We start from the raw sequence: 17,596 nt of genomic DNA, 5'->3' as shown, positions 1-17,596 counted from the left end.
GTTGGGCGGGCCGTCGAAACCGTCGATCTCGAGACGGCCGTCGTCGCCGCGGTCGACGTCGCCGCCGAACAGGCCGACCGCGCGGGCCGTCGCTCGCGTGTCGGCACTCCAGAGCGCGTCGCGGACGGTCGCGCTGTCGGCGTAGCCCGCCGCGAGGATCGCCCGGTGGGTGTAGCTCTTCGAGGGCGGTGCCCGCGCCGTGCCGGCGACGCTCGAGGGGGAGATGGTGACGTTCATGGTCACCCTGTGGCGTGGCCCCGTCTTACCGATACCGATCTCACGAACAGCCGATCGACGCCGTAATTTCGCGCAGTGGGTCGTCCGTGACCAGACTCGAGACTTCGTAGCTCACGTCCTCGCAGTCCCAGAAGAAGCTCTTGACGCCGCCGTCACGGAAGTACGTTGTCTGCCCGTCGACCTCGGTTCGCTCGAGGCTGTCGAGCGACGGATCGAACCGCCCCTCCTCGCGGACGACGACGAAGAGTTCCCGGGCGACGACGTTCGGATCGTCGTACCACAGCGTCGTCGTCACGCCGCCGTACCGTTCCTTTCGCTCGACGACCGTGATCCGGTCCAGTACGTACGACCCCGGGAGATCGGGATCGGGTAGATCGTAGGGAACGGTGTCCGCGGCCGCGTCGCGGGAGCGGAAGATTCCCGCCGGTTTCGAGCCGTCGCTGACGACCTCTGCGTCGGCCGGGGGTTGGTAAGTAAACGTCTCCGGGTCGATGCCGTCGTCGATCGCGAACTCCTCGTACGTGACCGTCTGCGCGTACAGCGTCTCGCCGTCGTCGCTGACCGCGTTTCGTTCCTTGATCGGGTAGCGGGTCTCGTCGTCGATCCAGATCGTCCGGGAAACGTCCAACTCCTCGAGTTTGGCGGCGCTCACCGGAACGCTGTAGGTCGTGTCCCCGACGACGAGGTCGATGGAGGTCCCCTCGTCCTCGAGCGGCGGCCGCGTCTCGATGACGTGTGCCTCCCGCCCGTCGACCGGTTCCGTCCCGGCGTAGCCGAGTCGATACTCCTCGAGCAGGGCCTCGAGTACCCGCAGTGTCCGATCCGTGTCGGTCTTGGTCCCGTGGAACTGGAGTTCGACGATCCCCGTCGACGGGTTGTACTCCCACGTCTGCGCCCGGTTCGTCACGCTGACCGAGCCGACGGGCACGTCGTCGTCGGTCGACTCGAGGACTTCGATGCGCTGTTTGGCCGGCGGCTCGCGGGCGATCCGTTCCGTCCGCGTATCGGTTTCGGCCGGCGTTTCGATCGTCACTGACCGACGAGCTCGGAGCGCCGACATGTGGCGACGCGCGTCGACCGCGTCCCGAACGATCTCCGCGCCGGAGGGGGACTCGTCGCTGCTCGGATAGCTGATACAGCCGGCGAGTACAACCCCGGTTCCTGCCGCCAAAATCCGACGCCGGTTCATACGCGGGGGATTGCCACGTTTAGTCATAAGTTTGCGGGTTCGAAACGTTATCCAACCTCGATCCGCGGGATTATGTGGCCAGCTGTCATCGATCCGAATATGAACGTCGACGTGAATCTCGCCCCGCTGCGCGAGTATCTCGCCGCCGAAGGAGCCGACGGCTACCTGATAGACGACGACGCATCGGATGCGGACCAGCGGTACGTCTCGGGCTTTACCGCACCGGATCCCTACCAGACGCTCGTTACCGCCGATGGCGTCCACCTGCTCGTCTCCGGCCTCGAGTACGGACGCGCCGCCGCCGAGGCGAGTGCGGACTCGGTCAGCCGCCGCGCCGCCTACGACTATCAGCGGCTGGTGGCCGAACACGGCCAGTACGAGGGCAAACTGCGGACGCTCGCGGCCTTCCTCGAGGACCACGGCGTCGACGCGCTCGCGGTCCCGCGGACCTTCCCGACGGGGACCGCCGACGGCCTGCGCGACCAGGGGTTCGCGGTGACCGTCGAACCGGAAGGGATCGTCACTGATATCCGCGCGACCAAGACCGAGTGGGAAGTCGAGCGGATCCGGGCGAGCCAGCGGGCGAACGAGGCCGCGATGGCGCGGGCCGAGGAACTGATCGCCACCGCCGATATCGCGGACGGCACGCTCGTCCACGACGGCGAACCCCTGACCAGCGAACGCGTCACGGAGGAAATCGAGGTCACCCTGTTGCGCCACGGCTGTGCCCTCGACGAGACCATCGTCGCCTGCGGGGCCGACGGCGCGGACCCACACGACCGGGGCAGCGGGCCGCTCGAGGCCGACGAGTTGATCGTGATCGACATCTTCCCGCGAGACAAGGAGACGGGCTACTTCGCGGACATGACCCGCACCTTCGCCCGCGGCGACCCCGGCGAGGAGGCCCGACGGCGCTACGAGGTCACCCGCGAGGCCTACGAGGCCGCCCTCGAGACGGTCGCAGCCGGCGTGACCGGAGCCGACGTTCATGCAGCGGCCTGTGACGTGATCGAGGACGCGGGCTACGAGACGCTGCGAAGCGACCCCAATACCGAGACCGGCTTCATCCACAGCACCGGCCACGGGGTCGGACTGGACATCCACGAGCAGCCAAGCGTCTCCCCCTCCGGCGGCGACCTCGAGCCCGGCCACGTGATCTCGATCGAACCTGGCATCTACGACCCCGCGGTCGGCGGCGTCCGCATCGAGGATCTCGTCGCCGTCACCGAGGACGGCTACGAGAACCTCACCGAGTATCGGATCGGGCTCGAGCCGACGACCGACGCTCGAGAGTGACCTCACACGGACGGTCGCGAGTCCGCCGGCCGTCCGGCACCAACCACGGAGACCAGCAGTCGCGAGCGAGAGCGCGGGACCGGCGGTCAGTGATCGACGAACATCGGCGAGTACGCAGGCGCCTTCTCCGGGAAAATGAGTGACTTCGAATTGCGGGCGGGATTCGCCCGTGTCGTCGCCGTTACTGCTATTCGACCTGAATGTCGGCGACCATCGTCGTCGGGTGGATCTCACAGATGTACGTGACCATCTCGCTGCTGGCCTCGAACTCGAGCCACTGATCTTCGGGTTCGGTGACCCGCTCGGTCGCGAGGTCGTCGACGACCTCGTCGTTCTCGTCGTAGATCGCGATGTTGTGTTCGGCGCCATCGCCGGTCGTCCAGCCGATCTCGTAGGTTTCCCCCTCTTGGAGGATAAGCGTCGGGTTCTCCTCGTCAGCGATCGCGTCGGGCGCGATGCCGACCCAGCCGGCCGTCTGTCCGTCGAACTCGATCTGGGTCTCAGGATCGATCTCGATGCCGCCACCACCGTCGCCGTTGCCGTTACCGTTGCCGTTGCCACCACAGCCGGCGATAAACGCCGTCGATGCTGCGGCACCTGTCAGCTCGAGCATCCGCCGTCGGGACACTGCCCCATCTCGTGTCATCATGTTCGCCTTGGATCGAGTGGGAATAACTGGCATGATGATTCCGGACGAATGAGAACGTCGCCCCGGACGACGCCCGAACTCAGCGATAGCCGTCGTCGTCCGGCCCGCGAGCCGCGTCGATCCGCTCGAACTGCTCGTCGCTCAACTCGAGGTCGACCGCGCCGACGTTCTCCTCGAGTTGGGCGGGCGTCCGCGCACCGACGATCGGGACGCAGGTGAAGCGGTCCTGCTCCATCAGCCACCGCAGCGATACCTGTGCCGGCGTGGCGTCGATCTCGTCGGCGACGCCCTCGACGGCCTCGAGGACCTCCCACGCGGTATCGCTCGTGTAGCGGTCCTCGAACAGGTCCGTCAGACTCCCGCGAGCGCCGTCGGGCGCGATCACGGTCCCGTCGTCGGCTCGCTCGTACTTCCCGGTGAGGAAGCCGCCGGCCAGCGGCGAGTACGGACAGACCGCGATGTCCTGATCCGCACAGACGTCGAGGTAGTCGCTCACGTCGTCCGTGTCGGCAGCGTTGAACATCGGCTGGGTCACGTCGAAGCGCTCGAGCCCTTCCGCGTCGCTTTTCCACAGCGCCTTGGTGAGCTTCCAGGCGGCCATGCTCGAGGCCCCCAGATAGTGGACTTTCCCCTCGCGGACGAGTTCGGTCAGCGTCCGCATCGTCTCCTCGATCGGCGTCTCCTCGTCCCAGCGGTGGATGTAGTACAGGTCGAGGTAGTCGGTGTCGAGTCGCTCGAGCGTGCCCTCGATCTGGGCCCGGATGTGCTTGCGCCCGAGGCCGGAATCGTTCGGCCCCGGCTCGCCCCGGCCGTCGAAGGGGAAGTAGACCTTCGAGGCGATCACGAGGTCCTCGCGGTCGACGTCCTCGCGGTCCGCGAGCCACTCGCCGATCCAGCGCTCGCTTTTCCCGTTGGGATCGCCGTAGACGTTGGCCGTATCGATGAAGTTGATCCCGTGGTCCCAACAGGCATCGAGCAGGTCGTGGGCCTCCTCGCGGTCAGTCTCCACGGTGCCGTCGCTTTCCTTCCCGAAGCGCCAGGTGCCAAAGCAGAGCTTCGAAACGGTCGTTCCGGTATTGCCGAGCCGAGTGTACTCCATGGACGTGGGTTCGCCCGCCGAGTGCAAAACGCATGGGGAAGCGGCGAACGGCGGTCGCTCGAGCGCGTCGGCGATCCGACGAACGCGTTCCCGATGACCGGTCGACCGACGCGTTTACTGCCCGGAAGTCGCTCCCGGTTTCCGAAGCTACAAACCGCTCGACAGTCACTACCCGGTGATGAATCACTGGTGGCGACGGATCGTTCTCTCGCTGGTCGCCGTCCTCGTACTCGTTCTCGTCTACGCCGGGCTCTATCAGTTGGGGATGGCCGCCTTCGAGGGAGAGACGAAGACGTACGCGCAGTCGATCCAGGCCGTCATCGAGTCGCTGACGACGGCCGGGTTCGGTGGCGACGCCCCCTGGGAGAGTACCGCGATGAACCTCTTCGTGATCGGGATGAACCTCACGGGCGTCCTGCTGGTCTTTCTGGCCCTGCCGCTGATCGTCGTCCCGCTTTTCCAGCAGGCCCTCGAGGACCGGCCGCCGGAGTCGACCGACCTCACCGACCACGTCGTCATCTGTTCGTACACGCCGCGCTCGGACGTCCTCGCGGGTGAACTCGAGGCGGCGGGCGTCCCATACGTCTTCGTCGACGACGATGCCGAACTCGTCGTCGACCTCAACAACGAGGGCACCAACGCTATCTACGGCGCACTCGACCAGGAGGAGACGCTACGGGCTGCAAACGCCGAGCGGGCCGACGCGCTCGTCACCGACATCGACGACGAGACCAACGCGATGGTGATCCTCACGGCGCGGGAACTCTCGAGCGACCTCACCATCGTCAGCGTGGTCGAAGACGACGAAGTCGCGAGCTATCACCGCTACGCCGGAGCCGACGAGATCGTCCGGCCGCGTCGGGTGTTGGGCCAGAGCCTCGCGACGAAGGCGACGACGACCGTCTCGGCCGATCTCCGGGACACGATCGAACTCAGCGAGGACCTCGCGGTAACCGAACTGCTCGTTCAAGACCACAGCGATCTGGTCGGGCAGACGATCCCCGAATCGGGCATTCGTGACCGGATGGGGATCACCGTCATCGGGGCGTGGTTCAACGGCGAGTTCGTCCCCGTTCCGGGGACGGAAAACGTGATCGACGGCAACACGATCCTGCTCGTCGCGGGCCGTCGCGACGATCTCACGGAGCTGAAATCGCGGACAGTGTCGGCGCTGCGGTACAACCCGGACCGGATCGTCGTCGGCGGCTACGGCGTCGTCGGCCGGACTGCCGTCGAGACGCTGGCGTCCGGGGGCGTCTCGACGGCCGTGGTCGACCTCGAGGAACAACCCGGTGTCGACATCGTCGGAAGCGTCACCGACGAGGCGGTCCTCGAGACCGCGGACGTCGACGACGCCCGGGCGGTCATTCTGACCCTCGACGACGACTCGACGTCGATCTACGCGACGCTGGTCCTCGAGCAGGTCGCCCCCGACGTCGAGATCATCGTCCGGGCGAACGAGACCGAGAACATCCCGAAGTTCTACCGGGCGGGCGCGGAGTACGTCCTCTCGCTGTCGACGGTTACCGGCCGGATGCTCGGGTCCATCCTGATCGAGGACGAAGAGATCCTCACGCCGGAGACCCAGTTCGAACTCGTCAGGACGACCGCCCCACAGCTCGCCGGGCGGAGCCTCGGCGACGTGGACCTGCGGGCGCGGACCGGGTGTACCGTCGTCGCGGTCGAACGCGGCGAGGACCTGCTGACCGACCTCGGGCCGGAGTTCGTCGTCCGCGAGGACGACATGCTGATCGTTGCGGGAAGTGACGAGGCGGTCAACCGGTTCGTCTCGCTGGCGTGTTGAGACGTCCGGCGGTCGGCTCGAGAGCAGTTGTCTCCCCGCCTCGAGCAGCGCTCACCCGACTCACTCGAACGACGGCAGCACCTCGCCCTCGTAGAACTCGATCGCTTGCTCCTGTTCGTCGCCGATCTGATGGAAATAGACGTGATCGTAACCGGCGTCGATCGCTTGCTCGATGCTGTCGATGTGTGCCTGCGGGTCGGGTTCAGTGGTCGTTCCGGCCTCGGCGATGTCTTCCCCCTCGACCATCCTCGCAGCCTGCTCGAAGTGGGCCGGCGTCGGGAGTTCCTGTCCGAGTTCGCCCGGAAGCGAGCCGTTCGGCCACTGCTCGAGGATCGTCTCGATCGCCTCCGCTTCGCTATCGGCGTAGCAGCCGTGCAGTTGCGTGTATTTGGGCCCGTCGCCGCCGGCGTCCTCGTAGGCTGCGACCGGCTCGGATTTCGGCCCGGAACACCAGAGCCCGTCCGCGTTCTCGGCCACCCATTCGGCCGTCTGCGGGCCGAACGCGCTTCCGATCGTCGTCGGCTGCTCGTCGGGACAGGTGTAGAGCCGCGCGTTTTCGACCGTGTAGTACTCGCCGTGATGGCTCGTCGTCTCGCCGGTCCACAACGAGCGCATCACGTCCATCGCCTCGTCTAACATCTCGAGGCGAACGTCGTGTTCGGGCCAGCGCTGTCCGGTGACGTGTTCGTTCAGGTTCTCGCCGGTGCCGACGCCGAACGTGAAGCGGTCGCCGAGCAGCTCGTCGACCGTCGCGACGGCGTGGGCGACGTTGACCGGATGGATTCGGATCGTCGGACAGGTGACGCCGACGCCGACCTCGATCTCGTCGGTCGCTTCCGCGATCGCCCCCAGCGTCGACCAGACGAACGGCGATTCGCCCTGTGCCGACACCCACGGGTGGAAGTGGTCCGATATGGAGAGAAAGTCGAAGCCGGCTTCCTCCGCCCGACGCGCGATGTCGACCAGTTCCGTCGGCCCGAACTCCTCGCTCGAGAGGGTGTACCCGAGTTGCGTCATTCCCGGCCCGCTACCACGGACCGGCGGGTAACGGTTGCACCTGCGAGGGCAAGAGCGCGTGCGCAGTCTGTTTCGACGACGTGACACCCGGCATCGATTACTGCGGATCGAGTTTCCGATCTGCGGTGGCGCGCACTGTCGACCGGCCGAGTGGGAGCGAGGGCGGTCGACGACGCTGTGCGAGGGATGAGGGAGGGAGCAACGCGACTGAGCGTTAGCGCGGAACCAGCGGTTCCGCGAACCATGCGAACGGGCGCGCAGCGCCCGTGAGCAGAAATCGGCTGGGGAGGGCGTGGCCACTCCGTGTTGCCACGATAGCGGGACGCTTTCCGTCCGTCGAATCCCTATCCAGTCCCCGAGACAATCACCGACCAGACGTCCGCTCGAGCCCCGAACCGAACTCCTTACCCACGACGGGCCGGAACCGGCCCGTATGGAAGCCGTAGTCGACGCGACGGACCTCGAGAAGACCTACGGCGAGACCGTCGCCCTGTCGGGGGCCTCGCTATCGGTCGCACAGGGGGAGGTGTTCGCGCTGATCGGCCCGAACGGGGCCGGCAAAACGACGCTCGTCCGGGCGCTGACGGGAACGGTCGAGCCCGAGGGCGGAACGGCGGCGATCCTCGGCGCGTCGCCGGCGGCCGTCGACCGCGACCGGCTCGGCGTCCTCCCGCAGGAGTTCTCGCCGCCGGCCCGACTCAGCGCTCGCGAACTGCTCGCGTACTACGCCGGGCTCTACGAGGACCCGCGCGACCCCGCTGACGTCCTCGCCGACGTCGGCCTCGCCGACGCGGGCGACACCTGGTACGAGAACCTCTCGGGCGGCCAGCAACGGCGGGTCTGTGTCGGCTCCGCGCTGGTCAACGACCCCGACCTGCTCTTTCTCGACGAGCCGACGACCGGCATCGACCCCGCCGGCCGCCGCACCGTCTGGCGGCTGATCGAGGACCTCGCGGCCAGCGGGACGACCGTCGTCCTGACCACCCACGACATGGCCGAAGCCGAACACCTCGCCGACCGCGTCGGCCTGCTCGCCGACGGCTCGCTCGTCGCGCAGGGCCCGCCCGACGACCTCGTCCGCGAGTACGGCGGCTCGAGCCGGCTGACCGTCGAGACGACCGCCGACCCCGACGCGTTCGCCGACCTCGAGTACCCCGTCGAACGGCCGGCACGGGGCCGCGACCGAACGCCCGAGGCGACGGTCGTCGTCCGGGAGATCGATCCCGCCGCGATCGGGAGCGTGGTCGACTACCTCGAGGCTCGCGGGATCGAGTACACCGGCCTCTCGTGGGCCGAACCCGACCTCGAGGACGTCTATCTCGCGCTGGCCGAGCCGGCCGAACGCGAGCGGACGGCACGGCTCGAGGGCGAGCGCGGGGACGGTGCGGCCGACGAGTCCGACCTCGCACGAACGGGTGAGACCGCATGAGCCGGCTGGGACGGGTCAGGGCCGAGACCAGCGCCGGCTGGCGGTCGTTCGTCCGCCGGCGGACGGCGGTCTTTTTCACCTTTTTCTTCCCGGTGATCCTGATCGTCATCTTCGGGGCACTCGTCCGCACCGATCCCGCGGGCGGCGGGCTGTTCACGGAGCCGCCGGCCTACTACGTCCCCGGCTATCTGGCCGTCGTCGTCCTCTTTACCCCGCTGTCACGGATGGGCAGCGAGGTCGCTCGCCACCGCGAGGGGAGTCGCTTCGAGAAGCTCGCGACGACCCCGCTGACGCGCGCTGAATGGCTGCTCGCCCAGACCGCGGTCAACGCCGCGATCATCGGGCTGGCGAGCCTGCTCATCCTCGGGCTGGTCATCCTCCTGACCGGCGCTAACATCGCGTTCTCGCCGCTGCTCGTTCCCTACGTTCTCATCGGCGTCGTCTGCTTCTGCGGGATCGGCGCAATGTTGGGCAGCTACACCGACTCCCAGGACGGCGCGGTCGCCGCCAGCAACGGGATCGGACTGCCCCTGCTCTTTCTCTCGGAGACGTTCGTCTCGCCCGAACTCCTCCCCGGCTGGTTCGGGCCGCTGGTGAACCTCTCGCCGCTCACCTACTTCGCGCGGGGTGTGCGGGCGGCGACCTACTCGGGGGCTGAGACGACGGCCGTCGCCGGCGTCGATCCCGCGCTCGCGAACCTCGGGATCCTCGCCGTCCTCGCCGTCCTCGCGTTCGCCCTGGGCGCACGGTCGATCCCGCAGACGGACTGATACGGTTTGCTGTACCGATTTACCGGTGGGACCGCAGGACGAGGTCCCACCGGCAATGACGTACAGTAGACCGTATGAAGCGGCTCCGGACCGGCGGCGTCCGTTGCCCGCCGTTCGCCGCGAGAACGAACCGATTTACGCGCGGCGCTCGAATCGCCGGCCGACATGCGCTCGAGTCACCCCAGGGAGGCGACCGTCGGGATGGAGTACTACGTCAGCGACGCGGACGGCGTCGGCGGCCGCCTCCGCGCGGACGACGCCGACTTCCGGGTGCGCGAACTCGAGCGGTTCGACACCGAACCCGTTGACGCACCGACCGACGCCTACCCGCATCTCGTCTTCCGGGCGACGCTGCGTGGCTGGGACACCAACGACTTCGCCGCGCGGGTCTCGGACGCGCTCGGCATCTCCCGCGAGCGGGTCAACTGGGCCGGCACGAAGGACAAATACGCCGTGACGACGCAGCTGTTCTCGGTCTACGGCGCCGATCCCGAGGAGCTGCCGGAAATCGACGGCGTCGAGATCGAGGTGCTGGGACGGGCGGGCCGAAACCTCGAGTTCGGCGATCTGGCGGGCAACGCCTTCGAACTCCGCGTCACCGATCCCGACCGGCCCGACAACGCCGGCGCGATCACCGACGAGTTGCGGGCCTTCGGCGGACTCGAGGACTCACACCGGAGCGGCGGCAGTGCGGACGGCTCGAGCGGGGACGCGACCTCGATCGGCGTCCCCAACTTCTTCGGCCAGCAGCGCTTCGGCAGCCGCCGGCCGGTCACCCACGAGGTGGGCCTCGCGATCGCCCGCGACGACTGGGAGGGCGCGGTGATGGCCTACCTCGGGAATCCGACCGACGCGGAGCCGGAGGGGACCCAGGAGGCTCGAGCGTTCGTCGAGGAGACCCGCGACTGGCAGGAGGCCCTCGAGCGCGTTCCCCATCGCCTGCGCTACGAGCGGTCGATGATTCACGCGCTCGCCGAGTGCGACGGCGACCCCGGTCCCGAGGACTTCAGGGAGGCCCTCGAGCGAGTCCCTTCAAATCTCCAGCGGCTGTTCGTCCACGCGGCCCAGTCCTACGCGTTCAACCTGATGCTCTCGAAACGGCTCGAGCGCGGGCTGCCGTTCGACCGGCCCGTCGAGGGCGACGTGGTCTGCTTTTCGGACACCGACGCGCCCGACGGGCTCGCACTGCCCGACACCGACCGGCTCCAGCGGGTCGACGAGCGCCGGGTCGACTCGGTGACCCGTCACTGCGAGCGCGGCCGGGCGTTCGTCACCGCGCCGCTGGTCGGCACCGAGACGGAACTGGCCGACGGCGAGCAGGGCGAGATCGAACGCGCCGTCCTCGACGACCTCGGCCTCGAGCCGGCGGACTTCGACCTGCCCGGCGAGTTCGGCTCGACCGGCACCCGGCGGGCGATCCTCCTGCGGACCGATCTCGGCCTCGAGACCGACCCGCTGACCCTCGAGTTCGCGCTGCCGAAGGGGTCGTACGCGACCGTCGTCTCCCGGGAGTTCCTGAAGGTCGATCCGATCGACCTCGGGTAAGGCGGGACTCGAGTCGGGCGTTGCCGTCCGAACCACCGCGGCGAAGCTTTTAGCACGGCGTCATGAGAAGTGGACGACAATCATGGGCTCCGCACACAATCGGCCGCTGAACCGGGGTGGCCCTCGCGTATGATCGGTACGACCGAGGACCGCGAGATCGTCGACTGGGAGAAGACGACGGAGGACGGGCGCACGGTGTACGTCATCGAGTACAGCGAGCCCGTCCCGGAGCCGACGGGCCGGTCGAAGACGCTGTTCGGCGCGGGCAGCGGCGGGACGGTCCCGGCCGGCGAGCAGTCCTTCGAGATGCCCGACGGCGAACGGATCTCCGCGAACGAGGCCGCCTTCGACGCCGACGGCACGACGCTACGGGTCCGCCGCGAGCGGTCGGTGATCGATCGGCTCCGGCGCTACCTACCGTGGTGACGAGTCTCCCGTTTCGGTCGCGTTCGAACTGCGGCAGTACCGATCGGCGAAACAGTTACCCGACTGTCACGAGAAGTCGTTCGTATGTTCGAGCCGTTCTCCCTGCTTACCTCGGCGCTGTACGTCGTGCAGGGCCTGCTGGGACTGGCCGATCAGCGCGTCCTCACCGACGACCAGCGATCGCGCGCCCGGCCGGCCGCGAGCGTGCACCTCGGCAGTTCGATTGCGTTCCTCGTCGCCGGCGTTGCCAGCGCGTCGTGGGTGCGGCTGAACGGCCTCCCGACGGCGTGGTATCCGACGATTCTGTCGGTCGGGCTCCTCGCCTCGATCCTCGTGCAGGGCTGGCTGTACCGATCGATCGGCGTCTCGGGGAGCCCCATCCTCGAGCGGGCGTGGACGCGCCTGCACTGAGCGGGAGCCGACGCCTCACTCGAGGTAGCTCCGAAGCACCGCGCCGAAGCCGGCGGCACCGATACAGATCGCGAGGAGACCACCGACGCCGGTGACCGCGAGCGCGCCGCTGATCGCCGCGGCGACGAGCAGCCGTTTGAGCCACTCGTCGTTGCGCCCGACCAGCCGATCGGCGATGGCGAGATACGCGATCGCGCCGCCGACCGCCCAGACGAGATACGCCAGCAGGAACAGCGGAATCGCCACGACGATCCCGACGATCGTGACGAGAAGGACCAGTATCAGCAGGCCGATCCCGAGCAGCGACACGATGCCGTAGAGGAAGGTCCCGAACGGGTCTTCGAGGACGTCGTCCATCATCCGCTCCGTGTAGTCGGGCGCGATCGCGACGAGGATCGCGCCGACGACGAGCGTCGTCAGGGCGGCCCCGATCGCACCCCCGAGGAGGCCGTCGGTCGTCCCGACGTCGATGTCGATCCCGGGATCGACCTGCGTGATCACCGCGACTGCGAGGGTCGACCAATCGAATCCGATCATATTGCCGGAACGTCCGGTTGGAATATAAACGGTCGTGTCGCCTTGGCACTGACCCGAGCCGCCGACAACCTGTTCGTTCGCTCGCGGCCGCCCCGCGGGGATCGGCTTCGCTGAACCGAACAGCTACGTAGCTCGCCCCCAATCCACCAGCCAATGGAACTGGACTCGGACCCGCACATCCTCCTGACGAACGACGACGGGATCGACGCGCCCGGCATCCGGGCGCTTCACGACGCGCTCTCGGCGGTCGGCGAGGTGACCGTCGTCGCGCCGGACCGGAACCGGAGCGCCGTCGGCCGGTCGCTGTCCTACGGCCGAACGGACTCCTCGAGCGGCGGCGACCTCGATCTGGACCTCGAGGCCGACTCCTTTACCGCGCCGGTCCCCCACACCGATCACGAACTCGGTTACGCGGTCGACGGCACCCCCTGTGACTGCGCTATCGTCGGTGCGAAAGGACTCGAGCCGAATCCCGATATCGTCGTCTCGGGCTGTAACGAAGGGGCGAACCTCGGCGCGTACGTCTTCTCCCGGTCGGGGACCGTCAGCGCCGCCATGGAGGCGGCGTTCCTCGGGACGCCGTCGATCGCCGTCTCGCTGGACACGCTGGGCTACGACGACGACCTCGAGCCGGCGGCCTTCGAGCGGGCGGGCAAGATCACCGCCGACCTCGTGGCCGGCGCACCCGGAACCGGCCTCTTCGATCGCGTGGATTACCTGAACGTCAACGTCCCGCGTCCCGATCGGGAGCCCAACGGTCACGCGCTGACCCGGCCGACCGAGGTCTACGAGATGGATGCCGCCTTCGAGAACGGCCGGTTCCAGCTGACCAACCGCCTCTGGCAACAGATGGCAAACCGGGACATCCCCGACGGCGAGGATACCGACCGCCACGCCGTCCTCGAGAACGAGGTGTCGGTCTCGCCGCTACGGGTCCCCTACGAGGTCGTCGACACGAATCCGGTTCGGAACGTCCTCGCCGATATCCTGTAGCTGGAGACTGTCGCGGCAGCCGGACCTTCATCGACCATGACGGTTTAGGTGGTTCGGTCACAAGGGAGACGCAGTTCATCGATGCCGGACGGCAACCATTCGACAGGAGACGGGACCCCAAGCCGCGTTCCCTCGAACCCGCCCAGCGACATCGGCCCGGCTTCGAGCCTCGAGGACGATGGCGACGCCGGCGCTGACGACGCGCTCGAGACGGGGACTGGCCCGGATCCGACCTCGGCCATCGCCCCGGACGACTCCCGGTCTGCGGACGCGATCAGGGAGGCCGTCCTCGACGACGTTCGCGCGTCCTTCGACGACCGGCCCGCGGACGCGTTTCCGGGGCGCCCCTCCGATGCGTTCATCGACGAGGAGTTCTTCGATTTCGGCTATCTCGAGGACTACGAGGAGGTCGAGCGCTACTGGGTGAACCGTCCCTACGCCTACGTGACGGTCCTCTACGACGAGGCGACCAACACCAACCGGTATCACGTCGTCGAACCCGACTTGGACGAGTTCGAGGAGTACGTCCGCGAGGACCTCATCCGATCGCTGCGCAGCGACCTGCTGTACAAGGAGTTCGACGGCGAGATCGACCGGGCGGCAACCTTCGACGAGGAGGTCCCTCGCGTCATGCGCGAACACGCGGCTACCGTCGGCGACGGCTCGCTCCACCAGCTGCTGTACTACCTGCGCCGGGACTTCGTGAGCTACGGGAAGATCGACCCGATCATGCGCGACCGGGGCGTCGAGGACGTCTCCTGTGACGGCGCGGACCGGCCGGTCTTCGTCTACCATCACGGCTACCGGGACCTGCGGACGAACCTCTCCTTTAGTGACGAGCGTCTGAGCGCCTACGTCGTCCGGCTCGCCCAGCGGGCCGGTAAACACCTCTCGGTGGCCGATCCGCTCGTCGACGCCGCCCTGCCCGACGGCTCCCGCGTCCAGCTGACGCTGGGCGGCGAGGTGACCACCGGCGGGCCGAACTTCACCGTCCGGAAGTTCGCCGAAGTGCCCTTCACACCGGTCGATCTCGTCAACTGGGGCACCTTCAGCCTCGAGGGGATGGCCTACCTCTGGCTGGCCGTCGAGAACAACGCCTCCGTGCTGTTCGCCGGCGGCACCGGCTCGGGCAAGACGACGAGTCTCAACGCCGTCTCGATGTTCGTCCCGCCCGAGAGCAAGGTCGTCTCGATCGAGGACACGCCGGAGCTGACCCTGCCTCACGACAACTGGATTCAAAGCGTCACCCGCGAGGGGGTCACCGCCGGCGGCCGCGGCTCCGTCTCGATGTTCGACCTCCTGCAGGCCGCCCTGCGCCAGCGACCGGAGTACCTCGTCATCGGGGAGATCCGGACCGAGACCGACGTCGCCCTGACCTTCTTCCAGTCGATCGCCACCGGCCACACGGCCTACACGACCTTCCACGCCGACTCGGTGCGCGGCCTGCTGAGCCGCTTGCAAAACGAGCCACTGAACGTCCCCACGGGGATGATCGGTAACTTAGACATCGTCTCCATCCAGCGCCAGACGACACAGGAGGGGAAACGCGTCAGGCGAAACCGTCGGCTCGTCGAGTTCGGCCACCACGAGGACGATGGCGATGGGGTCGACCCCCACGAGGTGTTCCGATACGAGCCCGCATCCGACGGGTTCGAGCGGAGCGCCGACTCGCGAGTCCTCGAGCGGATCGCTGACCAGCGGGGCTGGTCCCACGGCCGCATCGAGCGCGAACTCGAGCGTCGGGAGGCCGTCCTCGAGTACCTCCTCGACGAGGAGATCACCGACTACGAGCGCGTCGCCCGCGTGATTCAGGGGTTCATCCGGGACCCGGAGTACGTTCTGGAGGAGGTCCGCGCCGGCGATCTCGACCCCGAGACCATCGCGGTAACGGAGGCCGACGACTGAGCCGTGACCGACCGCGACCGAACCGAAGACGCTCCCGACCGCGATTCCGCACCCGCGGCCGACGACCCCGCTTTTCGCGAGCCGGCCGTCGACGAGGAAACGGCGGCGGCCGTCCTCGAGGACGCATTCGACGATGGCCCGGACCCGCTCGAAGCGGGGGACGGTGATCGGACCACCGGCGACGACGGCGATGCGGAACGCGACGAGTCGGAGGCGGCCGCGTTGTTCGACGCGCTCGAGGGAGACGGGCGAGGCGACCGCCGCGAGGCCGAGCCGGAACCGGAGGAGGCGCTCAGCCAACCCCTCCTCGAGGAGCGCCAGCTCGGCGCGGAGGAGCGACTCGAGTTGCGCGAGGCCTACGGGCGGGTCCGAGCGTTCTTCAAGACGCGGCCGGAGCGATATCGCGGGCTACAACGGCGGCTCAAGCAGGCCCGGATCCGGGCCACCTACGACACGTATCTGACCGACAGCGTCGGACTTGCCGCGATCGCGGCGATCGGCGCGGGGGTCGTCGCGTTCCTCGGGCTCCTCGGGTTGGCGCTTACCGGGACGCTGGCCGACGTACTGGGGCCGGTGTTCGGCCTCGCCGGTATCACTCGCGGTGTCTTCCTGACGGCCCCGCTGCTCGTGGCGGGGCTGGTAGTGCCGGTCGTCTGTTCGACCGTCGCCGCAAGCGCCGTCTGGATCGGTCGGAACTACTACTACCCGCGCACCGTCGTCGCGGCGCGACGCCGCAGCATCGCGTTGAACCTCCCGTACGCGATCACGTTCATGTACGCGCTGACCAGCGGCGGGATGAACGTCATCGAAGTCTGTCGCCGACTGGGCGACAGCGAGGCGGTCTACGGCGAGGTGGCAAACGAGTTCGACCTCGTCGTCCGCGAGATCGACCTGTTCGGCAACGACCTGTTGGGGGCGCTCGACAACGTCCGGACGTTGACCCCCAGCGACGAGTTCCGCCGGTTCCTCGACGACCTGCTGGGCGTCATCGAGTCCGGCGGCGATCTCGAGACGTTCCTCGAGGCGGAATCCGAGGAAGCCATCGACGACGCACTCGAGGCCCAATCGTCGTTCATCGAGACGCTGGGGATGCTCAGCGAGGTGTTCGTCGTCGCGTTCGTCGCCGCGCCGCTGTTTCTGATCGTCGTCCTGATGGTCGTGAGCTTCCTCGGCGCGGAGACGGTCGGCGCGATAGCCGTCCTCGTCTACGTCGGCTTCCCGCTGGCGATGGTCGGCTTCTTACTGCTGGTCGACCTGCTCTCGCGGCCGTTCGAGGTGCCGACAGCCGCGCTCGCGGATGCGGACGACCGGACGATCGATCCCGAGGACGTCGCCGATGACCCGCGGTTCGCGGCCTACGAACGGGCCAAGCGCGATACCGGCGTCCGGGCGTTCCTGTCGGACCCGTTCCGGGCGATCCGACGCCAGCCGCGGCTCTCGCTGGCGGTGACGGTGCCCGCGGGTCTCGCCGTCGCCGGCCTCGCGATCCGGTCCGGGATGGCCGAACCGACCGTCGCCGGGGTCCTCGCGGCCCCGCTGCAGTCGACCGTCGGGCTGGCCGTCGCGCCGCTGGTGACCGCGACCGCACCGCTTGCAGTCCTTCACGAACGCGAACGCCGGCGGACCGAGACGATCACCGAGCGGTTCCCCGACGTGTTGGGCATCCTCGCCAGCGCGAACCAGATGGGGGTCGACGTCGTCGACGCCTTCGAACTGGTCACGCGGTGGGCCAGCGGGACGCTCGCGGTCGAACTCCGTCGTGTCCGCAACGACGTCGCGTGGAACCACGACCTGACCGGTGCCCTGCTTTCCTTCGCCGACCGGCTGAACGTCCCCCAGCTTACCCGGACGATGACGCTGGTCGCCGAGGGAAGCCGCTCGAGCGGCGACCTCCACGGCCTGCTCGAGATCGCGGCGAAAAACACCCGGGCACAGGCGAAGATCGCCCGGGAGCGCCGTCGCGAGGTCGGTTCCTACGTGGCGATCGTCGTGATCGGGTTTCTGGTCTACCTGCTGGTGATCGTCATGGTCAGCGCGAGCTACCTGACGCCGATCGCGGAGTTGGCCGCCGAGTCGGACGCGACGGCGGCCACGGCGGAGAGTCCGGTTTCGCTGGGTGACATTCCCGTCGATGCCTACGAGGCCCTCTTCCTCCACTCGGCGCTCATTCAGGGGTTCGGGAGCGGACTCATCGCGGGGAAATTAGCCGACAACGACGTCGTCAGCGGCCTCAAGTATGGGCTGGGACTGGTCGTCCTCACCGTCGTCGCGTTCTACCTCCTGGTGTAA

15 protein-coding genes and 1 pseudogene are annotated in these 17,596 nt (G+C 68.0%); 10 read left to right on the top strand and 6 right to left on the bottom strand.

From position 1 onward, the window contains the following. Both ACSBP4_RS11605 and ACSBP4_RS11600 read right to left on the bottom strand, forming a co-directional pair. A pseudogene (locus ACSBP4_RS11605) lies at positions 1-237 on the bottom strand (3-phosphoshikimate 1-carboxyvinyltransferase); the annotation flags it as partial. Positions 238-277: 40 nt separating this feature from the next. Continuing rightward, positions 278-1,426 (bottom strand): LolA family protein, encoded by a 1,149-nt coding sequence (locus ACSBP4_RS11600; protein ID WP_435552290.1) that lies wholly within the window; start codon positions 1,424-1,426, stop codon positions 278-280. A gap of 99 nt (positions 1,427-1,525) precedes the next feature. Here ACSBP4_RS11600 and ACSBP4_RS11595 point away from each other — a divergent pair, with 99 nt between their 5' ends. Then, positions 1,526-2,722, top strand: coding sequence for a M24 family metallopeptidase (locus tag ACSBP4_RS11595; RefSeq protein ID WP_435552289.1), 1,197 nt, complete (start codon positions 1,526-1,528; stop codon positions 2,720-2,722). Positions 2,723-2,909: 187 nt separating this feature from the next. Here the strand turns inward: ACSBP4_RS11595 and ACSBP4_RS11590 are convergent, their stop codons facing one another. Together ACSBP4_RS11590 and ACSBP4_RS11585 are read right to left on the bottom strand one after the other, a co-directional pair. Further along, entirely contained in the window at positions 2,910-3,368 is a 459-nt protein-coding gene (locus ACSBP4_RS11590; protein ID WP_435552288.1) for a cupredoxin domain-containing protein, read from the bottom strand. A gap of 82 nt (positions 3,369-3,450) precedes the next feature. After that, positions 3,451-4,470 carry an aldo/keto reductase gene (locus ACSBP4_RS11585; RefSeq protein ID WP_435552287.1) on the bottom strand — a complete coding sequence of 340 codons (1,020 nt, stop codon included), beginning with the start codon at positions 4,468-4,470 and terminating at the stop codon, positions 3,451-3,453. A 178-nt stretch (positions 4,471-4,648) separates the two neighbouring features. On the opposite strand from ACSBP4_RS11585, the gene ACSBP4_RS11580 reads away from it, so the two are divergent. After that, complete coding sequence (locus ACSBP4_RS11580; RefSeq protein WP_373631138.1) at positions 4,649-6,274, top strand: potassium channel family protein; 1,626 nt, start codon at positions 4,649-4,651, stop codon at positions 6,272-6,274. A 60-nt stretch (positions 6,275-6,334) separates the two neighbouring features. Here ACSBP4_RS11580 and ACSBP4_RS11575 read toward each other — a convergent pair whose 3' ends face one another. Beyond that, positions 6,335-7,291, bottom strand: a complete 957-nt coding sequence (locus tag ACSBP4_RS11575) for a TIGR03557 family F420-dependent LLM class oxidoreductase (protein WP_435552286.1) — start codon at positions 7,289-7,291, stop codon at positions 6,335-6,337. Positions 7,292-7,724: 433 nt separating this feature from the next. On the opposite strand from ACSBP4_RS11575, the gene ACSBP4_RS11570 reads away from it, so the two are divergent. The 5 genes from ACSBP4_RS11570 to ACSBP4_RS11550 all read left to right on the top strand — a co-directional run bounded on the left by ACSBP4_RS11570 (position 7,725) and on the right by ACSBP4_RS11550 (position 11,872). Then, the gene (locus tag ACSBP4_RS11570; RefSeq protein ID WP_435552285.1) at positions 7,725-8,720 is read left to right on the top strand and encodes an ABC transporter ATP-binding protein; all 996 of its coding nucleotides are present in this window, start codon (positions 7,725-7,727) and stop codon (positions 8,718-8,720) included. Then, positions 8,717-9,490, top strand: a complete 774-nt coding sequence (locus ACSBP4_RS11565) for an ABC transporter permease (RefSeq protein ID WP_435552284.1) — start codon at positions 8,717-8,719, stop codon at positions 9,488-9,490. Before ACSBP4_RS11570 ends, ACSBP4_RS11565 begins: the two co-directional genes overlap by 4 nt. A gap of 165 nt (positions 9,491-9,655) precedes the next feature. Further along, positions 9,656-11,035 (top strand): tRNA pseudouridine(13) synthase TruD, encoded by a 1,380-nt coding sequence (truD, locus tag ACSBP4_RS11560; protein ID WP_435552283.1) that lies wholly within the window; start codon positions 9,656-9,658, stop codon positions 11,033-11,035. A 129-nt stretch (positions 11,036-11,164) separates the two neighbouring features. Next, on the top strand, positions 11,165-11,461 hold the full coding sequence (locus ACSBP4_RS11555; RefSeq protein WP_435552282.1) for a hypothetical protein: 297 nt from the start codon (positions 11,165-11,167) through the stop codon (positions 11,459-11,461). 84 nt (positions 11,462-11,545) lie between these two features. Continuing rightward, a complete protein-coding gene (locus ACSBP4_RS11550) occupies positions 11,546-11,872 on the top strand; it encodes a hypothetical protein (protein ID WP_435552281.1) in 327 nt (108 codons plus the stop codon). Between the two features lie 15 nt (positions 11,873-11,887). Here ACSBP4_RS11550 and ACSBP4_RS11545 read toward each other — a convergent pair whose 3' ends face one another. Next, complete coding sequence (locus ACSBP4_RS11545; RefSeq protein ID WP_435552280.1) at positions 11,888-12,409, bottom strand: hypothetical protein; 522 nt, start codon at positions 12,407-12,409, stop codon at positions 11,888-11,890. A 153-nt stretch (positions 12,410-12,562) separates the two neighbouring features. Between ACSBP4_RS11545 and surE the strand changes: the two genes are divergently transcribed. The 3 genes from surE to ACSBP4_RS11530 all read left to right on the top strand — a co-directional run bounded on the left by surE (position 12,563) and on the right by ACSBP4_RS11530 (position 17,596). After that, positions 12,563-13,402 carry a 5'/3'-nucleotidase SurE gene (gene surE, locus ACSBP4_RS11540; protein WP_435552279.1) on the top strand — a complete coding sequence of 280 codons (840 nt, stop codon included), beginning with the start codon at positions 12,563-12,565 and terminating at the stop codon, positions 13,400-13,402. An 81-nt stretch (positions 13,403-13,483) separates the two neighbouring features. Beyond that, positions 13,484-15,307 carry a type II/IV secretion system ATPase subunit gene (locus ACSBP4_RS11535; RefSeq protein WP_435552278.1) on the top strand — a complete coding sequence of 608 codons (1,824 nt, stop codon included), beginning with the start codon at positions 13,484-13,486 and terminating at the stop codon, positions 15,305-15,307. Between the two features lie 3 nt (positions 15,308-15,310). Next, a complete protein-coding gene (locus ACSBP4_RS11530) occupies positions 15,311-17,596 on the top strand; it encodes a type II secretion system F family protein (protein WP_435552277.1) in 2,286 nt (761 codons plus the stop codon).

Source organism: Natrinema sp. CGMCC1.2065 (genome assembly GCF_051225675.1).
Taxonomy (GTDB): domain Archaea; phylum Halobacteriota; class Halobacteria; order Halobacteriales; family Natrialbaceae; genus Natrinema; species Natrinema thermotolerans.
This window is presented reverse-complemented; position numbering and strand designations above follow the sequence as displayed.